Here is a 24,024-nt window from a genome sequence, read left to right on the forward strand (position 1 = left end):
TCAAACTACCGGAGGTATTGTTTCGAGCACGCCGCTCATGCTGAGCGGGGAGGGGCTTTCCACTCGCCGCCGGAGTATCGTAAATCCCGTTTCCGTTACGCCGCCGTCACCCTGAAACGAGTTCAGGGTGACGAAGAGAAGGAAAGACGGGCGGCCCCATTCGCCTCCCTACACGGTTCGCCTTCGCGCCATCTTGCTATAGGACAGCACCATGGACATCGCGCTCTCGCTTCTCGTGCTTACCGTCATCGCGCTCGTGCTGGGAGCGATCGCGTTGTTGCGGCGCGGCGGCTATCGCAAGCAGGCGACGCTTATGCTGGTGCTGGCGGGGGTGATGGTCGTCAACATCGCGATCTGGACGCTGCCGGGGCGCGACGGCCGGTCGCTGTCGAGCGAGGCCAAAAAGGAACAGGCGCCGGAGTGATGCTCCGACGCCTGTTATACAAATCATCGTCATGCTGAACTTGTTTCAGCATCCATCGTGCCTCACTCACAGACCTGAAGAACAGGCACAATGGACCCTGAACCAGGTTCAGGGTGACGCAAGAGCGTAAGCGCCCGCTTTGCGGGCGCCAACGGCCTCACGTCACTTGATCGGGCAATCCGGCGCGAGGCGCATGTCGAGGTAGTTGTCGACCGAGCGCATCAGTTCCGGCGTCTCGTGCTCGAAGAAGTGGTTCGCGCGCGGGATTTCGTCATGGTGGATGGTGATGTGCTTCTGAGTGCGCAGCTTGTCGACCAGCTTCTGCACCGCGTTGGGCGTGACGACCGTATCGCCGGTGCCCTGGATGATGATGCCCGAGGCCGGGCAGGGCGCGAGGAACGAGAAGTCGTACATGTTCGCGGGCGGTGCCACCGAGATGAATCCGCGAATCTCCGGACGGCGCATCAGCAGCTGCATGCCGATCAGCGCGCCGAACGAATAGCCCGCGATCCAGGTGGTCGAGGCTTCGGGGTGGATCGACTGCACCCAGTCGAGCGCCGCCGCTGCGTCCGACAGTTCGCCGATGCCGTTGTCGAAGCTGCCCTGGCTGCGGCCGACGCCGCGGAAGTTGAAGCGCAGGGTCGCGAAACCGCGCGCCACGAAGGTCTTGTAGAGGTGCTGGGTGATGCGGTCGTTCATCGTGCCGCCCGCCTGCGGGTGCGGGTGGAGGATCATCGCCACCGGCGCACGCGGGCGCGTTGCGGGCTGGAAACGACCTTCGAGACGACCTTCGGGACCGGGGAAGATGACTGCGGGCATGGGTGTTTGCGGCCTGACTTGTTGAAACTCCCGCGAGTCGCCTGTGCAGCGATCCGTCGCGGGAGTGGAAAAGAGGAAGGTTGGCTATATAGAAATATTCGTCCCGAAAACAACTTCGCAAGCAACGTCGCACGCAATGGCCCTCCCGAACATCTATCTCGACCATGCGGCGACGACGCCGATGATGCCCTCTGCCCGCGATGCCTGGCTGGAGGGAGCGGCGATCTGGGCCAATCCGTCGAGCCCCCACGCGGCGGGCCGCGCCGCCCGCGCGGCGCTGGAGGATGCCCGCGCGCGGGTGAAGGCGGCACTGGGCTGGCCGGGAGAGGTGATCTTCACTTCGGGCGCGAGCGAGGCGCTGGCGCTGGGCCTCGGCCGGGCCAAGGCGGAGCGGCGGCTCGTCTCGGCGGTGGAGCATGACGCAGTGTTCCGCGCGGCGCCGGATGCCGAGGAGTTGCCGGTGACCGGCGGCGAGGTGGATGGCGATGCGCTTGCGGCGGCGCTCGCCCGGCCGGGACGGGCAGTGGTGGCGGTGCAGTCGATCAATTCGGAAACCGGAACGGTGCTGCTGCCTTATGCGGGCAACCCGCTGGCAGAGCAGGTGCGCGAGATCGGGGGACTGTTCCTTGCCGATTGCTCGCAGTCTGCCGGGAAGGCGGTTCTCCCCGACGCCGACATGATCGTGCTTTCGGCGCACAAGCTGGGTGGCCCGATCGGCATCGGCGCGCTGCTGGTCCGCGACTTCGCGATCATCGAGCCCAGCGGCGGTCAGGAGCGCGGCTACCGCGCCGGGACCGAGAACCTGCCCGGTGCGCTGGGCTTTGCAGCGGCGCTGGAAGCGGGAGGCATCGAAAGCTGGGCCACCAGCGCGGAGCAGCGCTTCGACTTCAAGAGTCGGCTCTACGATCACGGCGAAGTGATCCAGCCCGGCTTGGAGTGTTCGCACATCTTTGCCGTTGCCGCGCCGAAGATTTCCGCGACGGCGATGTTGATCCGCATGGATGCCAAGGGGTTCGCGATCTCCGCCGGGAGCGCCTGTTCCTCGGGCACGCTCAAGCAGAGCCGGGTGCTGCAGGGCTTTGGCATCGATGCGGATACGGCGAAGCGCACCGTCCGCATCTCGCTGGGCTGGAACACGACGCCGGAGGAACTGGACGCCTTCGCCCAAGCCTGGGCCGAGGTGAACGCATGATCTACCTCGACTATCAGGCGACCACCCCACTCGCGCCGGAAGCGCGCGAGGCGATGCTGCCGTGGCTCGCCGGGCCGGAGTGGGAGCGCGGCGCGGGCGGCTTCGCCAACCCGCATAGCCCCCACCGGCCGGGTCGCGCCGCCGCTGCCGCAGTCGAGGTCGCCCGCGCGCAAGTCGCCGCGCTGATGCCGCCGGGCGGGCGAGTGATCTTCACCTCCGGCGCGACCGAGGCGATCAACCTCGCGATCCTCGGCAGCGGCGCGCGGCGCCTCGCGGTCTCGGCGATCGAGCATGCAGCGGTGCTCGACACGGCGCGCAATGTCGATGCCGACCTGACGGTGCTGCCGGTCGATGGCGAGGGCCTCGTCGATGGCGAGGCGGGAATCGGAAATGCCGATCTAGTCGCTGTCATGCAGGTCAACAACGAGATCGGAACCGTCCAGCCGGTCGACCGTCTCGCCGAGCGTGCGCAGGCTGCCGGTGCGCTGTTCCTGTGTGATGCGGTGCAGGGCGTTGGCAAGCTCAGGGTGCCCTTGGGTGCCTCTATGGTAGCGTTGAGTGCCCATAAGTTCCACGGTCCGAAGGGTATCGGGGCGCTGTGGGTGCGCGATGGGCTCGACCTCGCACCCCTGATCAGGGGCGGCGCGCAGGAGCAGGGACTGCGCTCGGGAACGCTGAGCCCGATGCTTTGCGCAGGCTTCGGCGCGGCCGCGAAGCTGGCCAGCGAACGCATGGAGGAGGACGCCGCTCACGTCGCCTGCCTGTGGAACCGGGCGAAGGAAATCCTTTCGCGATGGACACTTAACGGCTCGGTGACGCAGCGCTGGCACGGCAATCTCAACGTGCGCCTAGACGGTCTGGACGTCGCGCGGCTGATGTCCGACCTGCGTGACCTCGCCTTTTCGGCAGGCTCGGCCTGCGCCAGCGGATCGGGTAGACCAAGCCACGTACTGCAGGCACTGGGTCTTTCGGATAGGGACGCCAAAAGCTCTATCCGTCTGGGATTCGGGCGATATAGTACCCCAAGGGAAATTGAGGATGCCTGCGCCAGAATAGATGCCGCTGCGGCGGCGCAGGGAGTATGACTTGGTTGACGTCCTGTTTGTGAATATCGACGGATCACGGGTCTCGGCGCAGGCCGAGCCGGGATCGCGCCTGCTGGAAGTGGCTCAGAACGCCGGGATGCCGCTCGAAGGAACGTGCGAGGGCCAGATGGCCTGCTCGACCTGCCACGTGATCATTTCGCCCGACTGGTTCGACAAGCTGATCCCCGCCTCGGATGACGAGGAAGACATGCTCGACCTTGCCGCCGGGGTGACGCGCACCAGCCGCCTGTCCTGTCAGATACAGCTGACCGACGCGCTGAACGGTATCGCGGTACGCATCCCCGGCGTCGTCAGGGACATGCAGATCGGCTGATCCGCGTCACTCGGTCGGAGAGCGCCTCCGCCAGTACAGCACGCCCCAGCGGATGGCGAGGCCGACGACACCCAGCGGAATCGCTACTGCGCCCAGCATGATAAGCATGGCGACGATCGTGCCCAGTACCGAGCCGACGTTGCCCAGTGCGCCCCGGATCGGCGCGAGGAAACCGCCGCTGGCGGGCGATCCGGCTTCGTAAGTCAGGTTCACGCGGCTGAAGTTCACGCGGTTCTGCATTTCCGCCAACCAGCTTTGTGCCTGATCGATTTCCTCGTTCACTTGCGCGACGCCGCGCTCGGCCTCGACCAGTTCGGCGACGGTGCCTTTGCGCGTGGCGAGCACTTCCATCAGCCGGTCGCGCAGCACGGTGCGGGCGCGAAGGCGGGCCTCGGTATCGACCATCTGCTTCGACAAGTCTTCGCCGGAAATGCCGCCGGAAACCTGTGATCCACCGGCACTCCCCGCCACCCGGCCCAGTTCCGCGCCGAATGCGCGCGAACGCGGCGCGGCGACTGCCAGCGACAGCGAGCCTGAAGCGTAGTTCCCCTCCGCGCTGCCCTGCTTCATGTCGAGGATCTGGCACTGCGTCGGCCCCAGACGCTCGCACATGTCGGCCTGCTTGCGCTGGACTTCGGCTATGCGGTCTGCGGGCAGGCGGTATCCGTATTCATAGACATAGGCGATGCGCGGGGCGTTCGGTGCGCTGACGGAGATGGCTTCAGACTTCTTGCCTTCCCCGGCCGCCTGGGCGGGTGTCGGCGGCTCCTCGCGGATGTCGACTGTGGTCGCCTGTTGTTCGGAAGCGGGTTCGCTCCCGCAGCCGGAAACGGTGGTGGCGAGCAGGATCGGCAGCAGCAACGAACGACGCATCTTCATCCTCTTGGAACTCCCGCGATTCGCGATCGAGGCTATCGCAGTCGCAAGTTCTGGAAAACGGCTGAAATCGGCTTTGGCGTGGGCACCGGCGCTGCTAGGGTTCGGCCACCATGGTGACCACGACAGACGACGAATCCGATCCTTTCGACGCCATCGTCGATGCGCCCTTCGATGCGGCGCTGTCCGAGCGCTATCTTGTATACGCGCTGTCCACCATCACCGCGCGCTCGCTGCCCGATCTGCGCGATGGCCTGAAGCCGGTGCATCGCCGCCTCCTCTGGGCAATGCGCCAGCTCAAGCTGGACCCGGCCAGTGCCTACAAGAAGTCTGCTCGCGTCGTCGGCGACGTCATCGGTAAGTACCACCCGCATGGCGACGCCTCGGTCTACGATGCTATGGTGCGCCTCGCTCAGGACTTCTCGCTGCGCTATCCGCTGGTGCAGGGGCAGGGCAACTTCGGCAACATCGACGGCGATAACGCGGCGGCCTACCGCTACACCGAAGCGCGCCTGACCAAGACCGCGATCCAGCTCATGGCGGGGCTGGACGAGGGCACCGTCGATTTCATCCCGACCTACAATGGTGAGGAGAGCGAGCCGGACATCTTCCCCGGCATCTTCCCGAACCTGCTGGCGAATGGTGCCACTGGCATCGCGGTCGGCATGGCGACCTCGATCCCCAGCCACAACGTCGCTGAGATCATCGACGCCACGCTGCTGCTGATCGACAATCCCCATGCCGAGCACGCGCAGTTGATGGAGGTCTTCAAAGGCCCCGACTTCGCGACCGGCGGTCTCGTAGTCGATAGTCCCGAGGCGATCAGCCACGCTTACGAGACCGGCAAGGGCGGTTTTCGCGTGCGAGCGCGTTTCTCGACCGGGCGCGGTGCGGACGGGGCGTGGGAAGAGACCGGCATCGAAAAGCTGGGCTCCGGCCAGTGGCAACTGGTGGTCACCGAGATTCCCTACATGCTGCCGAAGGGCAAGCTGATCGAGCAGATCGCCGCGCTGATCGGCGATCGCAAGCTGCCGATCCTCGAGGACATTCGCGACGAGAGCGACGAGGAAATCCGCCTCGTCCTCGTCCCCAAGAGCCGCAACGTCGACCCGGAATTGCTGAAGGAAAGCCTTTACAAGCTGACCGACCTCGAAAGCCGGTTCAGCCTCAACCTCAACGTGCTGGATTCTCACCGCACACCGGGCGTTCTGGGGCTCAAGCTGCTGCTGTCGGAGTGGGTCTACAGCCAGATCGACATCCTGCTGCGCCGTACCCGGCACCGGCTGGAAAAGATCGCCTCGCGCCTCGAACTGGTGGCGGGCTACATCATCGCTTACCTCAATCTCGACCGGATCATCGAGATCATCCGCACCGAGGATGAGCCCAAGCCGGTGATGATCGCCGAGTTCGAACTGACCGACCGCCAGGCCGAAGCCATTCTCAACATGCGCCTGCGCAGTTTGCGCAAGCTGGAGGAGATGGAACTGCGCAAGGAGCACGAGGAACTGCTCAAGGAGCAGGACGACCTCAACAAGCTGCTTGAAAGCCCAGCCCGCCAGCGCACCCGCATCAAGCGCGACCTTGCCACCTTGCGCAAGGACTACGCCGAGGACACCGTGCTCGGCCGCCGCCGCACGACGATCGCGCAGGCGACCAAGACCGTTGAGTTCTCCATGGATGCGATGATCGAGAAGGAGCCGGTCACGGTGATCCTCTCCGCGCGTGGCTGGATCCGGGCGGCCAGGGGCCATGTGGCGCTGGATGGCGACTTCAAGTTCAAGGAAGGCGATGGCCCCGCCTTCGCCTTCCATGCGCAGACGACGGACAAGATCCTGATCGCACTGGACAACGGACGCTTCTATACGCTCGGCGCAGACAAGCTACCCGGCGCGCGCGGCTTCGGTGAACCGATCCGCACGATGGTCGATATCGACGCCGACGCCCACATCGTCGCGGCCATTCCGTACAAGGCGAAGGGGCAACTGCTGCTCGCCTCCAACCTCGGGCGCGGTTTCGCGGCGGAGATGGACGAACTGCTCGCCGAAACCCGCAAGGGCCGCGCGGTCATGTCCACCAAGCCCGGCGTCACGCTGACCGTCGTGCGCGAAATTCCCGCCGAGCACGATCATGTCGCGGTGGTTGGCGACAACCGCAAGCTGGTGATCTTCAGCCTCGAGGAACTGCCGGTCATGGCCAAGGGGCAGGGGGTCTCGCTCCAGCGCTACCGCGATGGCGGCATGGCCGACGTAACCACGCTCAGGCTGGAGGACGGCCTCTCGTGGACCATGGGCGGCGAGAGCGGTCGCACGCGCACCGAAAAGGACATGGCGCTCTGGAAGGTCGCGCGCGGTGCGGCCGGGCGGCTGCCGCCGAACGGGTTCCCGCGGGACAACAAGTTCCAGGGGTAGTATATGCTGCCGGGGCTTCGACAAGCTCAGGCTGAGCTTGTCGAAGCCCCGGCAGGCATGCGCAAATCAGCTCTGTTCCATATCCTGCGGGTGATGCGGCACCAGGATCAGCGTCTTGCCCTCCACTCGCCAGCTGGAAAGCCGCGACAGCAGGTTCATGCCGATGACATTGGCGTCGCCGAGCCCCGGCGCCACCACCGCATCGATCTCGCGCGCGACGACATTGCCCATTCTCAATTCGTCGATCACCGCCAGTTGCGCTTCCACCGTCCCGTTTGCCGTGCGCATCAGCACCGAGCGGTTGAGCGGATTGGCCTTGAGCCCCGCCTCCTGCGCCGTCGCGGGCGAGATCGCGGTCAGCGTGGCACCGGTATCGACGAGGAAATCGCGCTTCACGCCGTTGACCGTGGCGCTGATCCAGAAGTGGCCGTCCGGCTGCATCGGCACGCGCGTCTCCCCGCCCGCGAGGCTCTGGCGTTCAATGCCCAGCTGCGGAAGGGCGAAGTCCGCACCGGTGGTCAGGCGCGTCACCTGAGCGATCGTCAGCAGCATCGCGGCGAGCAGGCCGAGATTTCCCACCCCGCGCAGCAAGCCGCCCAGCAGCGGAAGCGGGGGCCGCAACATTCCGCCGGCCATGCTCGCGACGATGCCCGCAAAGGCGAGGGCCAGCAGGGGCTGCCCGGCAAGGAATTTCAGGATCTCGGCAATGTCCATGGCGGCAGCTCTATCACACGGCGGCTTTCGCGACGCTGACTGTCACTTCGGCTTTGGCGTCAGGATGAGCCGCCGACCCTCGACCCGCCACGCGGCCAGCTGCGACAACAGGTTCATGCCGATGACGTTGGTGTCGACCTCGGTGTCGGGACCGATGGCGACTGTCAGGGCATTCGCCTCGATGCCGCCGAAGCGCACCACATTGGCCGTACCCCGCCGCGCGACGATCGAGCCGTTGGCGGTATCGAGGATCATGCCGCGATCTTCCGGATCGGGCTGGATGCCGACCCGCTCGGCCACGCGCTGCGAGATGCCGGTGTACGTCGCGCCGGTATCGATCAGGAATTCGACCGGCTCGCCGTTCACCTGCGCCTCCACCCAGAAATGCCCGTCGGCGCGCATGGCGATGACGGTTTCCTTTCCGACTATCTCGGCCGGGCGGGTGGCGTCGAGCCAGAGCGCCGCTTCCGACCGTCCGTTGTGTCCGGCCAGTTCCGCCACGGTCAGCAGCAGCGCCGCGATCAGGCCGAGGTAAGCGCAGTTGCGCATCACGCGCCCGAGGCGGGGATTGCCCGCGCCGACCATCCCGGCTGCCACCGCCAGCAGGATTGCCGCGATCGTCAACGAAAGCAGCGGCTGACCGATCAGGAAGCCGATGAGATCGGGAAGGTTCACGCCCGCGCTTCCGCCAGCACTTCGTCGAGCAGGGCATCGATGCGCTCGCCCTCAGGGAATCCCTCGGCGATCCAGCGATCCTCGACCCGGCGCAGGATGCGCGCCACGTCAGGCCCCGCGCCGACCCCCCGCGCGACGATCTGGCCGCCCTTGAGCGGCATCGTCGGCACGTCCCAACCCGTGAGCGGGGAGACGTCGGCTCCGGCAATCAGTAACCGGTCGAGCGCTGCATCGCGGCCGAGACGATAGGCGAGAGCACGCGGTTCAGAAGGCGATTCTTCGCGCGCGGCGGCAAGGGCGAGTCGCTTCTTTTGCGTGGTGGAGAGGCGAAAGCGCGCGGCGACTTGTTCCGCCAGTGCCGGTTGCGCGGGGAGCAGCGCGGCCAGCCGACGGATCGCCTCGGGCGCGATGCCTTGCGCCCGCTCGGCCACGACAAGCGCGGCAAGGGCATCGGGATCGGCTTCGGGCAGGATGACCTGCAGTACGCCGAGATCGTGCATCCGCTGCACCGTCGGCGCCGGGTTGGGGAGGCCCAGCAGGTTCATCGTCTCCATGCCCACCCGCTCGCGCGAGAGGCCCTTGAGCGTCGCGGCCAGTTCCGAACAGGCGGCTTCCGCCTCGGCATCTGCGGGCGTGGAGCCGAAGCGGGCCTGAAAGCGGAAATAGCGCAAGATGCGTAAGTGATCCTCGCGGATCCGCTCGCGCGCGTCGCCGATGAAGCGGACGCGGCGGACCGATAGGTCGGTGAGGCCGTCGAACCAGTCGTGGACCTCGCCGCCGCGCGGATCGGCGTAGAGCGCATTGATCGTGAAGTCCCGGCGTGCCGCATCCTCTCGCCAGTCCTGCGCGAAGGCGACCGTCGCGCGGCGGCCATCAGTGGAAACGTCGTGGCGCAGGGTGGTGATTTCCACCGGGCCGTGGGGGAGAACGGCGGTGACGGTGCCGTGCTCGATGCCGGTGGGGACGTTGCGGATGCCGGCGGCATTCAGTCGCTCGATCACCGCTTCGGGCAGGAGCACCGTGGCCATGTCGATGTCCTTGACCGGCAGGCCCAGCAGCGTGTCGCGCACGGCTCCGCCGACATAGCGGGCATTGCCTTCTCCCAGCGCGGCGACGAGTCCGGCAAGGTCTTCGCGGTGCATCCACGGGGCGCTTAGGGATTTTGGCAAAATTTCAGGCATTCGGGGATCTTTCGCGCCAGTTCAGGCGACCGGCGAGGTTGTGAAGGATCGCCCCGGTGACGCCCCAGATGACGTGGTCCTGGCGGCTGTCGTTCCAGACGATCTCGATGAAGCTGTGGCGGCGGCCTTCGAACTCGACGTTGCGGGTCGTTTGGTTGGCGGGGTCGAGGACGAACTCGACCGGCACTTCGAACCACTGTGCTACTTCGGCGGGGTTGGGCCGAATTTCGAGGTCGGGTGGAACGATGCCGACGACCGGGGTGATCTCGTAGCCGCTGCCGGTACGGTAGACGTCGCTGGTGCCGATGACGCGCACGTCGCCGGGCTGGATGCCGAGTTCCTCGTTCGCTTCGCGAAGCGCGGCCTCGACCGCGTCTTCGCCGGGGTCGAGGCGGCCGCCGGGAAAGGCGATCTGGCCGGGATGCGCGCGCATGGTGGAGGGACGGTGCAGCAGCAGCATGCCCGGTCGCTCACGCTCGGTGATGGCGACAAGCACGGCTGCGGGTTTGAAGCTGGCGATGTCGTGGATGCGCGGATCGCTCCACAGGCGTGGCGGCGTGGCGGCGTGGCCCGCCTCGAGACGACACGACACCTGATCGAACAGCGCACTCATGCCGGAACCAGCCAGAATCGGGCACTCTGGCTGGTCACGGAAAGATCGTCGCTTTCCAGGGCGATCTCGGCCAGCTGCGCATAAGTGCTGCGGTTGAGGCGGGCGCGGGTCCCGTGCCGGACCGCGACGTAGAGCGCCGGCGTCTCGGCGTCGCCTTCGGCGGTAATCGGGTGTTCCGGCCCGGCGATGACGAGGTCGTCGGTGTTGAGCCGGAAGACAAGGGCGTCGGCTTCGTGCTTGACGTCGATGGCGATGAACGCGGCGTCCTCGACTTGGATCGAGAGCTTTTGCGCGGGGGTAACGAGCCAGTGCTGCCCCTGGTCATCGCAGGTCAGAAGCGAGGCGAAGGCGCGGACCATGGCCGGGCGGCGGATTTCGCCATCCTGATGGAACCAGCGGCCATCGGCGGCAATGCGCATCTCGCTGTCGCCGGTCTCGGCAGGCGACCACTGATCGACCGGCGGGAGCTTGCGCGCGGCGACAAGCGCGGCCACTTCGTCGAGGTTCAGCTCGGCAAGTTCGGGAGGCGGTTCGTAAGGCATCGGTTCGCGATGCCAGATAGGGCTTCGCGCGCCAAGGTCCAGTGTGGTTCGCGGTGTGGTAAGGTCAGTGGCGACCCCTCGACAAGCTCAGGGTGAGCGGGGGTAGTGTAAAACTCTCAAGTCCGCTCAGGCTGAGCTTGTCGAAGCCCTCTAAGGCAAGCGCCCGTTCAGCGCAGCCACGGTCCCAGCATGCCGCGCTCGGGGAGCACCGCGATGTTGGCGCAGCGCACCAGCAGGCGGTGGCGCTCGAACGGGCCGGGCAGGTCCCAGCCTTCGGTGCCCTCGTTGGAGAAGCCCCAGAAGCGGCCGTAGTATTCGGGATCGCCGATCATGACCTGCGGCAGCGGCGCGCGGTCGTCGATGCTGGCCATGCTGGTCGACATCAGTGCCTGACCGTAGCCCATGCCCTGATGTCCGGGCATCACGGCGACCGGGCCGACCATGATCATCGGGACGGGGCGCCCTTCCGGCGTGTTGAGCGCGACCGGCCAGCACTGGATCGTACCGACCAGCATCTCGCTGGCGTCGAGCGCGGCGAAACTGAGCGCGGGCAGCCAGTCGGTGCCTTCGCGGACCTTGTAGGCGGTGCGCTTGTGGCGCTCCGGCTCGAAGGCCGCGTCGAGCAAGTCCTCGACGAGCGCGGGATCGACGTTGTCGAGCGGAATGATGGTGGCGGCTTTGGACTGGGTCTGGGTCATGGCGCGCGCGCGATAGGAGTGGCGCGCCGATTTGTCGATTCAATTCGGGTTTTCAGTTCGACGGGGTGAGCCGGAGCAGGTGCCCGCTGTCGGGACCCTCGCCATCCTCAAGCAGCCAGATCGAGCCGTCCGGCGCTTGCCGAATTTCGCGAATGCGGTTGTCCAGCGGATAACGGGCTTCCTCTGTGCCCTTGTTTCCGTCGATCGAGACGCGGACAAGGCCGGTGGCGACAAGGCCGGTGATGATCGCCTGCCCCTTCCATGCCGGGAACAGATCGCCGTTGTAGAAGATGAAGTCTCCCGGCGCGATCACCGGATTCCAGCTGATCGCTGGCTGCGCGAAGTCGGGTCGCGTCGCGTTGCGCGGGATCGAACGGCCATCGTAATGGTCGCCATCCGACACCAACGGCCAACCGTAATTGGCGCCGGGTGTGACGAGGTTCAGCTCGTCGCCGCCAGCCGGGCCGTGTTCAAGGTCCCACAACCGGCCCTCGGCATCGAACGCAAGGCCGAGGATGTTGCGATGGCCATAGGACCAGATCTGGTTGGTGGGTGCGGGTTTGCCGGCGAAGGGATTGCCAGGGGCCGGTGTACCGTCCGGCAGCAGGCGCACGACTTTGCCGAGATTAGTGCCGAGATCCTGCGCGGGCGTAAATTTCTGCCGCTCTCCGGATGCCACGAACAGGTACTTGCCGTCGGGCGAAAAGCGTAGCCGGTGCGAATAGTGGCCGCGTCCTGCGACCTTCGGAGTCTGACGCCAGATGACCTTGAGGTTCTGCAACGCGCATTGGGTGGGGGCGGCGCAAACGAGGTCCGCCTTGCCCACGGCCGCGCCGCGCGTATCTTGCGGTCCGGCTTCTGCCCAGCTGAGATACACAACCCGGCGGTCGAACGTGGCGCCGGTCTGCCCGGGTGCGAAGATGAAGTCGCCGAGGCCGCCCTGACCGCCGTAATCGACCTTTGGTGCGCCCTTGACCTCGCCAATGCGGCCGTCCGGCGTGCGCAGGCGGATCGTGCCCTTCTTTTCAGTGACGACCAGCGTTCCGGTGCCTTGGTCGAAGGCCATGGCCCATGGTTCATCGAACTGCGCTAGCGTCTCAACCTTGAAGGGCGTTCCGGTTTCGGCAGCAGGTGCCTTTTCCCCGGTACTGGCGTTACCGCAGCTTGCGAGCGTCATCGCCAGCGGCGATAGGGCGATAAGGAGACGTCTTGCGAACATGCCAGGCCCAATGCTTGCACCTTTCACGAGTTCCCCGAACGTGCCTTCGGCAACGAAACGTTACGTGATCGGTGTCGACGAGGCCGGTCGTGGCCCGCTTGCAGGGCCGGTTGTCGCAGGCGCAGTCGTGCTGTGCAAGCCGCGTCCCTCCGGTCTGGATGATTCCAAGAAGCTGTCCGCGCTCCGTCGCTCCGAACTGGAGGCAACCATCAAGCGGCGATGCCAATGGGCAGTCGGCGTCGTGGATGTGGAGGAGATCGATCGCCTGAATATCTTCGGGGCGACGATGTTGGCGATGACGCGCGCGGTGGCGGCGCTATGCGCCATCCTGGGCGAAGAGCCGGGCGAGGTGCTGGTCGATGGCAACATGACGCCGCATGGCCGCCGCGAGGAATGGCGCTGGAATGCACGCGCGATCGTCGGCGGGGATGCGATCGAGCCATGCATCTCGGCGGCGTCGATCATTGCCAAGGAGCATCGGGACCGCCTGATGCGCGAACTTGCGCTGGCGCATCCGCATTACGGGTGGGAGCGCAATGCCGGTTACGGCACGCCGCAGCATCTTGCTGCGCTGCGGGAGCATGGACCGACCCCGCACCATCGGCGCAGCTTCGCGCCAGTGGCTCAACTCATACTGCTTTAGGCCGCGAGCGGGAGAGTCTCGGGCTTCGGCGCTTCGATTTCGATTGCTGCCGGAGCAACGGTTTCCTGGGCAACCTTCTCGGCGACGCCGGCAACATAGCGCTCGGCGAGGAGCACGTCGCGACGGTACGAGAAATAGAGCGAGATAAGCGAAAACATTGTAGCGACCTTCGATGAATGGACTTGCTGCGCTGCAGCATCGAGGGTCATTTGGTCGCTTGGCGTGATTGCTGCAAATGCAACGTATCGGATGGCTGTTGCATAAAACCGAACTGTGCGATTTCCTTATGTGACAAAAAGTTATCCACGAGTCGCGATGGCCACACCCACCACATCTTGAGTCATGCCGATTCGCGATGACTCTAGATGTGGTGGAGGATTCGTTTTGTTCCTCTCCGCTGAACACCTGAATCACGAGGATTCACCACGAGTCGCGCCTTGACGGCGAGTCCCGGATGAATCACTTAGGGTCCATATCCACAGTTTATCTCAGCGGAGCAGTCATGGGTCAGATCTTGGTCAAGGAACGCATTCGGGCACGGGCACCTGCGCCTACCCCGAAGGAGCTGCTTCCGCTCGGCCGCATCCTGACGGGTGACTGCATCGAGGCGATGCGCACCATTCCCGACGCTTCCGTGGACATGGTCTTCGCCGATCCGCCGTACAACCTGCAGCTGGGCGGCGACCTCGCGCGTCCCGACGGCAGCCATGTCGATGCCGTGACGAACGACTGGGACAAGTTCTCCAGCTTCGCGACTTACGATCAGTTCACCCGCGACTGGCTGACCGAGGCGCGCCGCGTGCTCAAGCCCGAGGGTTCGCTGTGGGTGATCGGTTCTTACCACAACATCTTCCGCCTCGGCGCGATCATGCAGGACATGGGGTTCTGGATCCTCAACGACATCGTGTGGCGCAAGGCGAACCCTATGCCCAACTTCAAGGGCACCCGCTTCACCAACGCGCACGAGACGCTGATCTGGGCGAGCATGGGCGAGAAGTCGAAGTACACCTTCAACTATCGTGCGATGAAGACGCTCAATGACGAGCTGCAGATGCGCTCCGACTGGGTGCTGCCGATCTGCAACGGCGCCGAGCGTTTGAAGAAGGGCGGCCGCAAGGTCCATCCGACCCAGAAGCCCGAGGCGCTGCTCTATCGCGTGATGCTGGCGACCACCAACAAGGGCGACGTCGTGCTCGACCCGTTCTTCGGCACCGGCACCACAGGCGCCGTCGCCAAGCGCCTGGGCCGCGAGTGGATCGGCTGCGAGCGCGAGAGCGACTACCGCGAAGCCGCGCTGGAGCGCATTGAGATGGCGCTGCCGCTCGACGAGAGCGCGCTCAAGACCATGCAGTCCAAGCGCACCGCGCCCAAGGTGGCGTTCGGCACGCTGATCGAGACCGGCTGGATCCAGCCCGGTACGGAACTGTTCGACAAGAAGCGCCGCCATGTTGCCACCGTGCGTGCGGATGGCTCTTTGGTGGCGGGCGACGTCAACGGCTCGATCCATGGCGTCGGCAAGGACCTGCAGGGTGCGCCGTCGTGCAACGGCTGGACGTACTGGCATCTGGAACACGAAGGTCAGATCAAGCCGATCGACGCGATCCGCCAACTCTACCTGCTCGCCACGGAGCCGTGAGGTAGCGGACGCAAACGGTTGATGCTATTTATCGGGCTATGACCGAAAACGTCGAAAATCTCCTGCTTGAGCATCTGAAGAAGCTTCAGGCTGAACAATCGGCTGCTCGTGAGCGCGACCGCGAGATCATGATGCGGCTGGAGTCGGTGGCCGCTCGGATCGGAAAGCTAGCGCCGGCCAGCGTTTAATCCCGACGTCATCCTGAACTCGTTTCAGGATGACGAAGTTTCGGGGGCAGGTTCAGCCTGCTCTGAAAACTGGTTCTGCCTCGGCCGAACCCGCGCTAAGGCGCCGTCATGACCCGCAAGCTCTATATCCGCCCGATCGCCCTCGCCGACAGCCCGCAGAGCGAGGAGGGCGAGGCTGTCCGTCTCGGCGGGGCAATGGTCTGGGCGAGCCGCTTTGCCATTATCGTGCGGGAAGGTGGCCGTGTCCTCTCGCGCGAGCGGGTTTCCGCCGCGCAAATGCCGGCCGCGCTGGCGGCGCTTCCGGCGGATCTTGGTGCAGTGGCCGAGGCGCAATGGGCCAACTTGCGCAAGGTCCATGCGCCGATCCAGTGCGGTGCGCGCACGATCCGGCTCGAGCAGCCGCAGGTCATGGGCATCCTCAACATGACGCCCGACAGTTTTTCCGATGGCGGCAAGTTCATGGACGACCGCGAAGTCGCGGCGGCCCATGCCTCGGCCATGCTCGAGGCGGGCGCGGCCATCATCGATCTCGGCGGTGAATCCACGCGGCCCGGCGCGGCTGCGGTATGGGAAGGCGACGAGCTGAAGCGCGTCGTCCCGATGGTCGAGCGTCTGGCGGCGATGGGGGCGGCGATCAGCGTCGACACGCGCCGTCCGGGCGTGATGGAAGCGACGCTGGCGGCCGGGGCGCACATCATCAACGACGTGTCGGCCTTGCGCTACGATCCCCGTAGCCTCGAACTCGCGGCCGTCTCAGGTGTGCCGGTGGTGCTGATGCATGCGCCGGGCAAGGCGGACGACCTGCACTCTGGCGCGGACTTCGACGACGTGGCGCTCGACGTGTTCGACTGGCTGGAGGCGCGCCGTGACGCCTGCGTGGCGGCGGGCATTGCTGCTGACCGGATCATTATCGACCCCGGCTTCGGCTTCGGCCTCAGCCTGACGGAGAACCTCACGCTGTTCAACGCGCTGCCGCTGTTCCATGCGCTCGGCCAGCCGCTGCTGGTCGGTGTCAGTCGCAAACGGATGATCGGAGCACTCTCGAACGAGGCTCCTGCGCACCAGCGCCTTGGCGGTTCGGTGGCGCTGGCGGTCAAGGCGATGGATGCCGGTGCGCACATCCTGCGGGTCCATGACGTGCCCGAGACGGTGCAGGCGGTCCGCGTCTGGCGCGGCCTGCGCGATGCGGCGCTGACCGACTTCTCGCAATTGCCGGATTGAGCGTTACAAATCTGGACCGCAGATGAACTGCGGATTTCCGCCGGATGAACGACTGGGCGACGTTGTGTGACCCCGTCATCACAACGGGCCGCTGCACTGCAAAACGTCCCGTTGGAGGCTCAATTCGTCCCTTCGGCTGACGAAAATTGCATTTGTGACCGTTTGTCCCATCGAGCGTGAGGCAATTCCGCTTCGCACTGGAAAGCGACAAAGGGGATTCACCCATGAAGCAGACCACCATCATTCGCGCCGCTGCAGTGGCGCTCGCCATCGTTCCTGTCTCGGCCATGGCTGTCGTGCCGGCGATGTACGAGGAGCGCGTCGCCCGCGTCGAGGAGAACCGCATCATCCAGACGCCGATCGGCGGCATCGAGGGCAAGCACTGGTTCAATTATCGCGCCAATGTGAACGAGAGCCAGAAGGAGCTGGCTACCGATCTGCGCAAGGCCAGCGACATCGAGGACCAGCGCGACGCCTGGGAGGAATATGGCAGCGAACTGCGCCACGAGCGCGGCACTTATGCCAGGGCCATGGCGAAGCGTGGCTATCGCATCCCGTCGGTCATGATCGAGGGCCTCTGACTCTCGGAAAGTCCTCCCGGACAGAAGCCGGGGCCGTGCCTGACGGTGCGGCCCCGTTTTTCATTGGCACTATTCTCCTGGGCTTCCCTGCACCCTTAAAGCGAATAGCCGCCATCACTGACAAGCACAGTCCCGGTGATCGTCGCAGCGGCATCCGACAGCAGGAACCCGATTTGCGCGGCGACTTCGTCCGCTCGCGCGTAACGGCCCAGCGGCGTCGCCATCTTGCCCATGGCGGAGATCGCCGCATCGCGGCTGCCCTGCTGCAGGGCAAGGTCGTAGAATGCCGGAACCTGATCCCAGATCGGCGTATCGACCCCGCCCGGCGCGATGGCGTTGACCCGGATGCCGAGCGGGGCGCCTTCTTTTGCGGCGACTTTTGCCAGTTGGATCACTCCGGCCTTGCTGGCGGCATAGGCGGCCGTGCCCGGCTCTGCCTTAACGCCGCTGACCGAGGCGGTGAGCACGATGCTGCCGCCACTTTCCATGGCACGCATCGCACATTGCAGCGACAGCGCCATGCCATCGAGATTTGCGCTCATGACCCGTCGCCATTGCGCGAAATCCAGATCGACGATCGAGCCGGATGCCGCAACTCCCGCGTTCAGCACCGCAAGCTCGAGCCCTTCGCATGCCGCCGCGACCTCCTGCCAGAGCGCGGGGTCGGCGACGTTCCCGACGAACTTGGTGCAGGGACACTTTGGTGTCAGCGCATCGAGCCCCGGCCCGTCGAGATCGACGAGCACCAGCCGGCCGATGCCCTGCGCTGCCAGCCATTTCACGCAGGCTGCACCGATCCCGGATGCCGCGCCCGTGACGAGCGCCGTCCTGTCGTCGAAGCCCGTCACGCGACCTCGACGCGGAGTCGTTCGATACGGGTTGTACGCAGCTTCCAGCCTTCGTCGTCCCGCACGTAAGTCTCGTGGTAGCGTCCCCAGCCGGTAAGCCGGGTAAAAGGACCGCCCGGCGGCAGAAACAATCGGTCGGTAAAGGCCCAGATGCCGCTGGCCGAGGTGTCGCTTTCTATGCTGATATCCGGGTCGTGGCCCTGATGTATGGTGATCATGTGTGGCCCGTCAGACTTCGGCGCGTCAGGCCAGCTGGCGCGGCCTTCCATCACCCTGTTCATTGCGGGCAGGTGGTCGACGCCGCTGGCAGGATCGGTACAGCAGCCGCGATAGTCCAGCAGGCAGTCTTCAGCGAGGATCGAACGGACGAGTGCCGAGTTCCGGTCGTCGACACCGCGAAAATAGCGGGCCTTCACTTGCCTGATAGCCTCGATCGCAGCGAGGCGCTCCACCGTTTGCACGTCCATCTCTCCCCCTTGGCTGATATTGTGCGGGGAAGTCTGGACGGGTCAGGCGGCGTTGTCGATGCCCAGCTCGGACAGCTTCCGGTAGAGCGTGGAGCGTCCGATGCCGAGCCGACGCGCCACTTCAGTCATGCGACCTCGATAAAGGCCGATGGCGAGGCGGATGACGTCGGCCTCGATCTCGTCCAGCGGCCGCAAGTTGCCGTCGGCAGTGTAGAGCATGACGCCGGAGCTTTCCGGCATCTGCGGGGCTGTGGATAAGCCTGTGCCCAATATGTTGAGGAGCTGCGGAAAATCTTCGGAGGTGAGCGCATCCCCGTCGCAGAATACCGCGGCGCGAAACAGTACCGCCTGCAACTGGCGGACGTTGCCTGGCCAGTCGTAGGCGGCCAGCAACGAGAGCGCGCCGTCGGCGATTCCGAGTTCACGCAGCCCGGGCTGCTCGCCGATGCGGGCGAGGAAGAAGCGGGTGAGGGCGGGAATGTCGCCGGTCCGTTCGCGCAGTGGCGGCAGCAGCACTTTGGTGGGAGACAGGGCGGCCAGCAATTCGGGCATGAAGTGCCCCTGGTCGGTCAGATCGGCCAGCGGGAGGTTGCTCGCCGCGATCAGGCGCACGTCGACACGGAACGAATGGCGGGCGCCTATAGGGCGACAATCACCCTTCTTCACTGCCTCCAGCAGGCGCTCCTGCACCGATTCGGGCAGGCGGTCGATCTCGTCGAGGGCAAGGGTGGCGCCGTCGCAATGCTGAAGAGCGCCGATCTGGCGGTCGAACGCGCCGGGGAAAGCGCCCTTTTCGTGGCCGAACAGGACAGACTCGATGGAATTGGCGGGCACGCCGCCGATATTGATGATCCTGAGCGGCATGCGCGAGCGCGGGCTCGCTGCGTGCATCGCGCGGATCAGCATTTCCTTGCCCGATCCGCTTTCGCCCTCGATCAGCACTGGAGAGTGGCCACGTGCGGCTTTGGCGGCGACGGCGAGCGCCTTGCGGAAGTTCGGCGCCGCGCCGATCATCGATTCGAAATCGGGATTGGACGGCATCTTCTCGGTCAGCGGCGCGAGTTCGTCGCGTGGCGCCTCGCGGGTCGTCGCCGAGCGCAAGGCATGCATCAGCCGGTCGGGCGCGACGGGCTTGACGAGATAATCGGTTGCCCCGGCCCGCATCGCCTCCACCGCCAGCAGCGGCGATGTGCTGGCAGTCAGCATCAGGATCGGCAGCGCCGGGCGGCGGGCCTTGAGCTCGGAAATCAGCGCGCAGGCGTCGTCGCCGGGCACCCACTGGTCGAGGATGATGGCGGATAGCTGCATGCCCTGCCGGGTGCCGAGCGTGGCGATCGCCGTCTCGGCATCGCGCACGATCAGGGTGCGCCACCCCTCGCGCGAGGCGAGGGCCGAGATCAGTCGGCTCTGGGCCGGCTCATCGTCGATGAGCATGAGGAGGCGCTGGTCAAGGTCCGCCATGGTGTCGTCGCTTCGTGTCGCCTCTTGGCTTTCTGGAACTTGAACTTACGGCAAACCGGTAAAGAGCCGATTAAGGCTGCGGTTGGATCGCGCGGAAGCGGACCTTCATGATCGGTTAGTGACGCCGCCATGGACCTTCTTGGTACTTGAGCGGCGGGAGCAGCGCGGTTAGTGTCTGCGGGAAAGCAAACAGTTTTGGGGTAAAGAGACAATGGCTTCGGGCAACGACATCAAGGCCGCTACCGAGACCTACAACGGCTTCATCAAGGCCGCGACCTGGAGCACCGGGGTCATCATCGTCATTACCGCCCTGGTCGTCGGCCTGATCGCCTCCTGAGCGGGGCGCCGGTTTGACCCTCAAGCGACGGATCGCGGTCCTCGCGGAGCGCACACCGGGCGAAACGCGGGTTTCCGCGACGCCTGAGACGGTTCGCAAGCTCTCGGCGCTTGGCGCGACCGTGGCGGTGGAGAGCGGGGCAGGGCTTTCGGCGAGCATTTCCGACGAGGATTATCGCTCGGCCGGTGCAGAAGTCGGCGCGCTGGATGCGGTTCTTGCGGATGCGCAGATCGTCTTCGCGGTGCAGGGGCCTGACCCCTCGCTGCTGGGCGATGTGGCTGCCGGAGCATGGGTCGTCGCGATTCTCGATCCTTTCGGACAGCGTGCCCGCGTTGACGGCTACGCCGCCGTCGGGCTGGAGGCGCTGGCGATGGAGTTCATGCCGCGCATCACTCGGGCGCAGTCGATGGACGTACTTTCCAGCCAGTCCAACCTCGCCGGGTACAAGGCGGTGCTCGCGGCGGCCGATGCCTATGGTCGCGCCTTCCCGATGATGATGACGGCGGCGGGCACGATCAGTGCGGCCAAGTGCTTCGTCATGGGTGTCGGCGTTGCGGGCCTGCAGGCCATAGCCACCGCGCGCAGGCTGGGCGCGCAGGTTTCCGCGACGGACGTGCGATCGGCCACCAAAGAGCAGATCCAGTCACTCGGCGCCAAGCCGATCTTCGTCGAGAGCGTGGCCGGGATCGAAGGGGAGGGCTCGGGCGGCTATGCGGGCGAAATGAGCGAGGAATACCAGCGCGCGCAGGCCGAACTGGTATCGAGCCACATCGCCAGGCAGGACATCGTCATCACCACCGCGCTGATCCCCGGCCGCGCTGCGCCGCGTCTGGTTACCGACGCGCAGATCGCTTCGATGAAGCCGGGCAGCGTGATCTTCGACCTCGCCGCGCCGCAGGGCGGCAATGTCGAGGGCACCGTCGCGGATCAGGTGGTTGAGCGGCACGGGGTCAGGATCATCGGCTATTCCAACACGCCCGCGCATCTGCCTGCGGACGCATCGGCGCTCTACGCACGAAACCTGTTCAATTTCGTCTCGGCCTTCTGGGACAAGGAACAGGGCGGGCCGGTGCTCGACGAGGAGATCGGCGACGCCATTCGCCTGACACGCGGTGGGCAGGTCGTGCATCCCAGATTGCAGGCCAGGTTGCAGGAACAGGGCAGCTAGCATGGATTTCGTCTCGATCCTCTCGATCTTCGTGCTGGCCTGTTTTGTGGGCTACTACGTCGTGTGGTCGGTGACGCCGGCGCTGCATACGCCGCTGATGGCCGTGACCAACGCCATCTCCTCGGTGATCGTAGTGGGCGCGCTTGTGGCGAGTGCGGCTTCGGGGTCGCCGATCGGGAAATGGCTGGGGCTGGGCGCGGTCGTGCTGGCCAGCGTCAACATCTTCGGCGGGTTTGCCGTGACCGAACGCATGCTGGCCATGTACAAGAAGAAGGACCGCAAGTGATGGAGGCGCACTCCGTCAATTCTGCGGTCAGTCCATGGGTTGCGGTCGCATACCTGATCGCCGGGGTCTGCTTCATCCTCGCGTTGCGGGGGCTGTCATCGCCCGCGACCAGCCGCAGGGGCAACCGCTACGGTATGCTCGGCATGGGCATCGCGGTGGTCACCACGCTGGTGACGCATGTCCCGATGATCCCGCTCGCAGGGCACGCGGCGCTGCCTTCGTGGGACACGTCCTATCCCGATTTCGCGTCGCTGGCCGAGATTCTCGCCGCCATCGCGATCGGTGCGGTCATCGGCATCACCACCGCGCGGCGCATCAAGATGACCGACATGCCGCAGCTTGTCGCCGCGTTTCACTCGCTGGTCGGGCTCGCCGCCGTGCTGGTGGCCACCGCCGCGTTCCTCAATCCCGAGGCGTTCGGCATCCTCGGTGCCGATGGCAATATCCTGCCCGTCAGCCGGGTGGAAATGGCGCTGGGCGTGGCCATCGGTGCGATCACGTTCTCCGGATCGGTGATCGCCTTCGCCAAGCTCAACGGCAACATGAGCGGGTCGCCGATCCTGCTGCCCGCACGTCATGTCATCAATCTGGGTACACTGGGCGCGATTCTCGTGCTGACGGCGCTGTTCGCGCACTCCGGCGCGGCGGGACCGGGGGAGAACCCCCTGTTTTGGATCATCGTCGGGCTGGCCTTCGCGATCGGCTTCCTGCTGATCATCCCGATCGGCGGCGCGGACATGCCGGTCGTCGTCTCGATGCTCAACAGCTATTCGGGCTGGGCGGCGGCGGCGATGGGCTTCACCTTGCACAACACCGCGATGATCGTGACCGGCGCTCTGGTCGGTTCATCGGGCGCGATCCTGTCGTACATCATGTGCAAGGCGATGAATCGCAGTTTCCTTTCGGTCATCGCCGGAGGCTTTGGTGCGGAGGCAAGCGCGGGCGGCGGTGAGGCGCGGGAGCAACGCCCATGGAAGCGCGGCTCGGCCGAGGATGCGGCGTTCCTCATGAAGGAGGCCGAGAACGTCATCATCATCCCCGGCTACGGCATGGCGGTGGCGCAAGCCCAGCACGTGCTGCGCGAGATGGCGGACCAGCTCAAGAAGCACGGCGTCGGCGTGAAGTACGCGATCCACCCGGTCGCAGGCCGCATGCCCGGCCACATGAACGTCCTGTTGGCCGAGGCGAACGTTCCCTACGACGAAGTCTTCGAGCTTGAGGACATAAACGGCGAGTTCGCGCAGTGCGACGTCGCCTTCATCATCGGCGCCAACGACGTGGTGAACCCGGCTGCAAAGACCGACAAGACCTCCCCGATCTACGGTATGCCAGTGTTTGACGTCGACAAGGCCAAGACCATCTTCTTCATCAAGCGCTCGATGGGTGGACAGGGTTATGCAGGCGTCGATAACGACGTGTTCTACATGGACCAGACCATGATGCTCCTCGCCGACGCCAAGAAGATGGTGGAGGACATCAATAAGGCGCTGGCAGAGTAAGGACTGGATCGTTCGTTGGCGATGCGATGGAGTCTGGGAGCGGCGGCTAACGCCCCGTTGCTGACTTTGCCTTATCCTCCCTGTCGCGCAGCGATGGGGAGGGGGACCGCTCGCGTAGCGAGTGGTGGAGGGGGAGAAAACCCCTCCGTCAGCCCTGCGGGCTGCCACCTCCCCATTCCTTCGGAACAGGGAGGATGAACGGTAACTTTCCACCCAAATCGGCCGTCACCCTGAACTTGTTTCAGGGTGACGGCCGATTGCTTAGTTCACGAGCGGCTAAATCGACGAGCGGTTCTGACCTTCCAGCGACGGCCCCAACTGCCCGATGGATCCTGAAACAAGTTCAGGATGACGAACCCAATCGGGACAGGTTCGTTTGCCACCCAAATCAGACCTCCGAACACCGCTCAGCCTGAGCCTGTCGAAGGCTTCGAGACGTGGCGCGAGACTTCTATGCTTCGACAACTCAGCATGAGTGGGGCCTGGACTCATACGGAGTCAGGGATGGTAACCCCCTGACCGCTTCTTCCTGGCACGGCGAGTGTTTCTCTACGGCCTTCCACGGTGTAAACGCCCGTCCCATGATCCGCCTCATCAAAACCGCCGCCTTCATCGCCGTCCTGTGCATCGCCACGTGGTTCGGTGCCCATTGGTACGCCGAGTACCGCGTGCGTACTGCCTTCGCCGCGGCGGGGCTCAGCGACCGGGCGGCCGCTTGCATGGGGCAGCGCCTCGTGCGCAAGCTCTCGCTGCGGCAAATCCAGAAGCTCACCGCGCTGCAGGATGCGGCGCGCACGCCGGAGGGGATGGTCGAGGCCGCGGGTAGAATCGATGATCGGCGCGTGGTCAAGGTGACGGCTACTTCGCTGCTCTTGTGCAGCACCGGGCTCTCCCGCTAGGGCACGCGGC

Annotated in this window: 28 protein-coding genes; 15 read left to right on the forward strand and 13 right to left on the reverse strand. The window is 65.4% G+C overall.

From position 1 onward, the window contains the following. Window positions 1-211 precede the first annotated feature (211 nt). Entirely contained in the window at window positions 212-424 is a 213-nt protein-coding gene (locus tag ACODRZ_RS02465; RefSeq protein WP_488970756.1) for a hypothetical protein, read from the forward strand. Between the two features lie 162 nt (window positions 425-586). Here ACODRZ_RS02465 and ACODRZ_RS02470 read toward each other — a convergent pair whose 3' ends face one another. Continuing rightward, window positions 587-1,243: an alpha/beta hydrolase gene (locus ACODRZ_RS02470; RefSeq protein ID WP_103095607.1), complete on the reverse strand. Its 657-nt coding sequence runs from the start codon at window positions 1,241-1,243 to the stop codon at window positions 587-589. 136 nt (window positions 1,244-1,379) lie between these two features. Between ACODRZ_RS02470 and ACODRZ_RS02475 the strand changes: the two genes are divergently transcribed. The 3 genes from ACODRZ_RS02475 to ACODRZ_RS02485 are packed head-to-tail and all read left to right on the forward strand — an operon-like array spanning window position 1,380 to window position 3,854. Beyond that, window positions 1,380-2,435, forward strand: coding sequence for a cysteine desulfurase family protein (locus tag ACODRZ_RS02475; RefSeq protein WP_488970755.1), 1,056 nt, complete (start codon window positions 1,380-1,382; stop codon window positions 2,433-2,435). Then, window positions 2,432-3,520, forward strand: coding sequence for a cysteine desulfurase family protein (locus ACODRZ_RS02480; RefSeq protein ID WP_488970754.1), 1,089 nt, complete (start codon window positions 2,432-2,434; stop codon window positions 3,518-3,520). Before ACODRZ_RS02475 ends, ACODRZ_RS02480 begins: the two co-directional genes overlap by 4 nt. 1 nt (window position 3,521) lies before the next feature. Next, window positions 3,522-3,854 (forward strand): 2Fe-2S iron-sulfur cluster-binding protein, encoded by a 333-nt coding sequence (locus ACODRZ_RS02485; RefSeq protein WP_271183415.1) that lies wholly within the window; start codon window positions 3,522-3,524, stop codon window positions 3,852-3,854. Window positions 3,855-3,860: 6 nt separating this feature from the next. On the opposite strand, the gene ACODRZ_RS02490 is transcribed toward ACODRZ_RS02485, so the two are convergent. Next, a complete protein-coding gene (locus tag ACODRZ_RS02490; RefSeq protein WP_488986161.1) occupies window positions 3,861-4,727 on the reverse strand; it encodes a DUF4349 domain-containing protein in 867 nt (288 codons plus the stop codon). Window positions 4,728-4,843: 116 nt separating this feature from the next. On the opposite strand from ACODRZ_RS02490, the gene parC reads away from it, so the two are divergent. Further along, the gene (gene parC / locus ACODRZ_RS02495; RefSeq protein WP_488970752.1) at window positions 4,844-7,138 is read left to right on the forward strand and encodes a DNA topoisomerase IV subunit A; all 2,295 of its coding nucleotides are present in this window, start codon (window positions 4,844-4,846) and stop codon (window positions 7,136-7,138) included. A gap of 66 nt (window positions 7,139-7,204) precedes the next feature. Here the strand turns inward: parC and ACODRZ_RS02500 are convergent, their stop codons facing one another. The 7 genes from ACODRZ_RS02500 to ACODRZ_RS02530 form a co-directional block, all read right to left on the reverse strand. After that, window positions 7,205-7,852 (reverse strand): retropepsin-like aspartic protease family protein, encoded by a 648-nt coding sequence (locus ACODRZ_RS02500; RefSeq protein ID WP_488971046.1) that lies wholly within the window; start codon window positions 7,850-7,852, stop codon window positions 7,205-7,207. 42 nt (window positions 7,853-7,894) lie between these two features. Beyond that, window positions 7,895-8,527, reverse strand: coding sequence for a retropepsin-like aspartic protease family protein (locus ACODRZ_RS02505; protein ID WP_488971045.1), 633 nt, complete (start codon window positions 8,525-8,527; stop codon window positions 7,895-7,897). Beyond that, window positions 8,524-9,669 (reverse strand): CCA tRNA nucleotidyltransferase, encoded by a 1,146-nt coding sequence (locus ACODRZ_RS02510; protein ID WP_488971044.1) that lies wholly within the window; start codon window positions 9,667-9,669, stop codon window positions 8,524-8,526. Before ACODRZ_RS02510 ends, ACODRZ_RS02505 begins: the two co-directional genes overlap by 4 nt. 31 nt (window positions 9,670-9,700) lie before the next feature. Continuing rightward, window positions 9,701-10,321, reverse strand: coding sequence for a CoA pyrophosphatase (locus ACODRZ_RS02515; RefSeq protein ID WP_488971043.1), 621 nt, complete (start codon window positions 10,319-10,321; stop codon window positions 9,701-9,703). Then, window positions 10,318-10,863: a DUF1285 domain-containing protein gene (locus tag ACODRZ_RS02520; RefSeq protein ID WP_488971042.1), complete on the reverse strand. Its 546-nt coding sequence runs from the start codon at window positions 10,861-10,863 to the stop codon at window positions 10,318-10,320. The genes ACODRZ_RS02515 and ACODRZ_RS02520 overlap by 4 nt, the downstream gene beginning before the upstream one ends. 167 nt (window positions 10,864-11,030) lie before the next feature. Continuing rightward, on the reverse strand, window positions 11,031-11,561 hold the full coding sequence (locus ACODRZ_RS02525) for a GNAT family N-acetyltransferase (RefSeq protein WP_488971041.1): 531 nt from the start codon (window positions 11,559-11,561) through the stop codon (window positions 11,031-11,033). Between the two features lie 52 nt (window positions 11,562-11,613). After that, a complete protein-coding gene (locus tag ACODRZ_RS02530) occupies window positions 11,614-12,780 on the reverse strand; it encodes a PQQ-dependent sugar dehydrogenase (RefSeq protein ID WP_488971040.1) in 1,167 nt (388 codons plus the stop codon). A 10-nt stretch (window positions 12,781-12,790) separates the two neighbouring features. On the opposite strand from ACODRZ_RS02530, the gene rnhB reads away from it, so the two are divergent. Then, the gene (gene rnhB / locus ACODRZ_RS02535; RefSeq protein ID WP_488971039.1) at window positions 12,791-13,423 is read left to right on the forward strand and encodes a ribonuclease HII; all 633 of its coding nucleotides are present in this window, start codon (window positions 12,791-12,793) and stop codon (window positions 13,421-13,423) included. Here rnhB and ACODRZ_RS02540 read toward each other — a convergent pair. Beyond that, window positions 13,420-13,632, reverse strand: a complete 213-nt coding sequence (locus ACODRZ_RS02540) for a hypothetical protein (protein WP_488971038.1) — start codon at window positions 13,630-13,632, stop codon at window positions 13,420-13,422. The two genes, rnhB and ACODRZ_RS02540, sit on opposite strands and share 4 nt — an antisense overlap. 293 nt (window positions 13,633-13,925) lie before the next feature. Here ACODRZ_RS02540 and ACODRZ_RS02545 point away from each other — a divergent pair, with 293 nt between their 5' ends. The 4 genes from ACODRZ_RS02545 (at window position 13,926) to ACODRZ_RS02560 (ending at window position 17,049) form a co-directional block, all read left to right on the forward strand. After that, window positions 13,926-15,059, forward strand: a complete 1,134-nt coding sequence (locus tag ACODRZ_RS02545) for a site-specific DNA-methyltransferase (protein WP_488971037.1) — start codon at window positions 13,926-13,928, stop codon at window positions 15,057-15,059. Between the two features lie 38 nt (window positions 15,060-15,097). Then, on the forward strand, window positions 15,098-15,247 hold the full coding sequence (locus ACODRZ_RS02550; RefSeq protein ID WP_488971036.1) for a hypothetical protein: 150 nt from the start codon (window positions 15,098-15,100) through the stop codon (window positions 15,245-15,247). A gap of 108 nt (window positions 15,248-15,355) precedes the next feature. Further along, window positions 15,356-16,468, forward strand: a complete 1,113-nt coding sequence (folP, locus tag ACODRZ_RS02555) for a dihydropteroate synthase (protein ID WP_488971035.1) — start codon at window positions 15,356-15,358, stop codon at window positions 16,466-16,468. Window positions 16,469-16,692: 224 nt separating this feature from the next. Continuing rightward, a complete protein-coding gene (locus ACODRZ_RS02560) occupies window positions 16,693-17,049 on the forward strand; it encodes a hypothetical protein (protein ID WP_488971034.1) in 357 nt (118 codons plus the stop codon). A 95-nt stretch (window positions 17,050-17,144) separates the two neighbouring features. On the opposite strand, the gene ACODRZ_RS02565 is transcribed toward ACODRZ_RS02560, so the two are convergent. Genes ACODRZ_RS02565 through ACODRZ_RS02575 form a run of 3 tightly spaced genes read right to left on the reverse strand, consistent with a single transcriptional unit; the run spans window position 17,145 to window position 19,825 of the window. After that, window positions 17,145-17,897: an SDR family NAD(P)-dependent oxidoreductase gene (locus ACODRZ_RS02565; RefSeq protein ID WP_488971033.1), complete on the reverse strand. Its 753-nt coding sequence runs from the start codon at window positions 17,895-17,897 to the stop codon at window positions 17,145-17,147. Beyond that, a complete protein-coding gene (locus tag ACODRZ_RS02570) occupies window positions 17,894-18,364 on the reverse strand; it encodes a nuclear transport factor 2 family protein (protein ID WP_488971032.1) in 471 nt (156 codons plus the stop codon). The genes ACODRZ_RS02565 and ACODRZ_RS02570 overlap by 4 nt, the downstream gene beginning before the upstream one ends. Before the next feature lie 42 nt (window positions 18,365-18,406). Next, a complete protein-coding gene (locus tag ACODRZ_RS02575; protein WP_488971031.1) occupies window positions 18,407-19,825 on the reverse strand; it encodes a sigma-54-dependent transcriptional regulator in 1,419 nt (472 codons plus the stop codon). Between the two features lie 211 nt (window positions 19,826-20,036). On the opposite strand from ACODRZ_RS02575, the gene ACODRZ_RS02580 reads away from it, so the two are divergent. The 5 genes from ACODRZ_RS02580 to ACODRZ_RS02600 all read left to right on the forward strand — a co-directional run bounded on the left by ACODRZ_RS02580 (window position 20,037) and on the right by ACODRZ_RS02600 (window position 24,014). Next, entirely contained in the window at window positions 20,037-20,162 is a 126-nt protein-coding gene (locus ACODRZ_RS02580; RefSeq protein WP_488971030.1) for an aa3-type cytochrome c oxidase subunit IV, read from the forward strand. Between the two features lie 13 nt (window positions 20,163-20,175). Next, window positions 20,176-21,330, forward strand: coding sequence for an NAD(P) transhydrogenase subunit alpha (locus ACODRZ_RS02585; protein WP_488971029.1), 1,155 nt, complete (start codon window positions 20,176-20,178; stop codon window positions 21,328-21,330). Window position 21,331: 1 nt separating this feature from the next. Continuing rightward, a complete protein-coding gene (locus tag ACODRZ_RS02590) occupies window positions 21,332-21,616 on the forward strand; it encodes an NAD(P) transhydrogenase subunit alpha part 2 (RefSeq protein WP_008829440.1) in 285 nt (94 codons plus the stop codon). Further along, on the forward strand, window positions 21,616-23,115 hold the full coding sequence (locus ACODRZ_RS02595; protein ID WP_488971028.1) for an NAD(P)(+) transhydrogenase (Re/Si-specific) subunit beta: 1,500 nt from the start codon (window positions 21,616-21,618) through the stop codon (window positions 23,113-23,115). Before ACODRZ_RS02590 ends, ACODRZ_RS02595 begins: the two co-directional genes overlap by 1 nt. A gap of 581 nt (window positions 23,116-23,696) precedes the next feature. Further along, a complete protein-coding gene (locus ACODRZ_RS02600; RefSeq protein ID WP_488971027.1) occupies window positions 23,697-24,014 on the forward strand; it encodes a hypothetical protein in 318 nt (105 codons plus the stop codon). The last annotated feature ends 10 nt before the right edge of the window (window positions 24,015-24,024 follow it).

It is taken from the genome of Novosphingobium sp. FG90, from assembly GCF_057808725.1.

What these genes read in the sequence shown, in the direction of transcription:
- ACODRZ_RS02550 (WP_488971036.1), top strand. Translation starts at nt 15,098, where the DNA reads ATGACCGAAAACGTCGAAAATCTCCTGCTTGAGCATCTGAAGAAGCTT.
- ACODRZ_RS02515 (WP_488971043.1), bottom strand. Translation starts at nt 10,321, where the DNA reads ATGAGTGCGCTGTTCGATCAGGTGTCGTGTCGTCTCGAGGCGGGCCAC.
- ACODRZ_RS02560 (WP_488971034.1), top strand. Translation starts at nt 16,693, where the DNA reads ATGAAGCAGACCACCATCATTCGCGCCGCTGCAGTGGCGCTCGCCATC.
- ACODRZ_RS02470 (WP_103095607.1), bottom strand. Translation starts at nt 1,243, where the DNA reads ATGCCCGCAGTCATCTTCCCCGGTCCCGAAGGTCGTCTCGAAGGTCGT.
- ACODRZ_RS02465 (WP_488970756.1), top strand. Translation starts at nt 212, where the DNA reads ATGGACATCGCGCTCTCGCTTCTCGTGCTTACCGTCATCGCGCTCGTG.
- ACODRZ_RS02520 (WP_488971042.1), bottom strand. Translation starts at nt 10,863, where the DNA reads ATGCCTTACGAACCGCCTCCCGAACTTGCCGAGCTGAACCTCGACGAA.
- ACODRZ_RS02475 (WP_488970755.1), top strand. Translation starts at nt 1,380, where the DNA reads ATGGCCCTCCCGAACATCTATCTCGACCATGCGGCGACGACGCCGATG.
- ACODRZ_RS02540 (WP_488971038.1), bottom strand. Translation starts at nt 13,632, where the DNA reads ATGACCCTCGATGCTGCAGCGCAGCAAGTCCATTCATCGAAGGTCGCT.
- ACODRZ_RS02510 (WP_488971044.1), bottom strand. Translation starts at nt 9,669, where the DNA reads ATGCACCGCGAAGACCTTGCCGGACTCGTCGCCGCGCTGGGAGAAGGC.
- folP (WP_488971035.1), top strand. Translation starts at nt 15,356, where the DNA reads ATGACCCGCAAGCTCTATATCCGCCCGATCGCCCTCGCCGACAGCCCG.
- ACODRZ_RS02570 (WP_488971032.1), bottom strand. Translation starts at nt 18,364, where the DNA reads ATGGACGTGCAAACGGTGGAGCGCCTCGCTGCGATCGAGGCTATCAGG.
- ACODRZ_RS02590 (WP_008829440.1), top strand. Translation starts at nt 21,332, where the DNA reads ATGGATTTCGTCTCGATCCTCTCGATCTTCGTGCTGGCCTGTTTTGTG.
- ACODRZ_RS02575 (WP_488971031.1), bottom strand. Translation starts at nt 19,825, where the DNA reads ATGGCGGACCTTGACCAGCGCCTCCTCATGCTCATCGACGATGAGCCG.
- ACODRZ_RS02545 (WP_488971037.1), top strand. Translation starts at nt 13,926, where the DNA reads ATGGGTCAGATCTTGGTCAAGGAACGCATTCGGGCACGGGCACCTGCG.
- ACODRZ_RS02530 (WP_488971040.1), bottom strand. Translation starts at nt 12,780, where the DNA reads ATGTTCGCAAGACGTCTCCTTATCGCCCTATCGCCGCTGGCGATGACG.
- ACODRZ_RS02525 (WP_488971041.1), bottom strand. Translation starts at nt 11,561, where the DNA reads ATGACCCAGACCCAGTCCAAAGCCGCCACCATCATTCCGCTCGACAAC.
- rnhB (WP_488971039.1), top strand. Translation starts at nt 12,791, where the DNA reads ATGCTTGCACCTTTCACGAGTTCCCCGAACGTGCCTTCGGCAACGAAA.
- parC (WP_488970752.1), top strand. Translation starts at nt 4,844, where the DNA reads ATGGTGACCACGACAGACGACGAATCCGATCCTTTCGACGCCATCGTC.
- ACODRZ_RS02500 (WP_488971046.1), bottom strand. Translation starts at nt 7,852, where the DNA reads ATGGACATTGCCGAGATCCTGAAATTCCTTGCCGGGCAGCCCCTGCTG.
- ACODRZ_RS02595 (WP_488971028.1), top strand. Translation starts at nt 21,616, where the DNA reads ATGGAGGCGCACTCCGTCAATTCTGCGGTCAGTCCATGGGTTGCGGTC.
- ACODRZ_RS02480 (WP_488970754.1), top strand. Translation starts at nt 2,432, where the DNA reads ATGATCTACCTCGACTATCAGGCGACCACCCCACTCGCGCCGGAAGCG.
- ACODRZ_RS02580 (WP_488971030.1), top strand. Translation starts at nt 20,037, where the DNA reads ATGGCTTCGGGCAACGACATCAAGGCCGCTACCGAGACCTACAACGGC.
- ACODRZ_RS02600 (WP_488971027.1), top strand. Translation starts at nt 23,697, where the DNA reads ATGATCCGCCTCATCAAAACCGCCGCCTTCATCGCCGTCCTGTGCATC.
- ACODRZ_RS02490 (WP_488986161.1), bottom strand. Translation starts at nt 4,727, where the DNA reads ATGCGTCGTTCGTTGCTGCTGCCGATCCTGCTCGCCACCACCGTTTCC.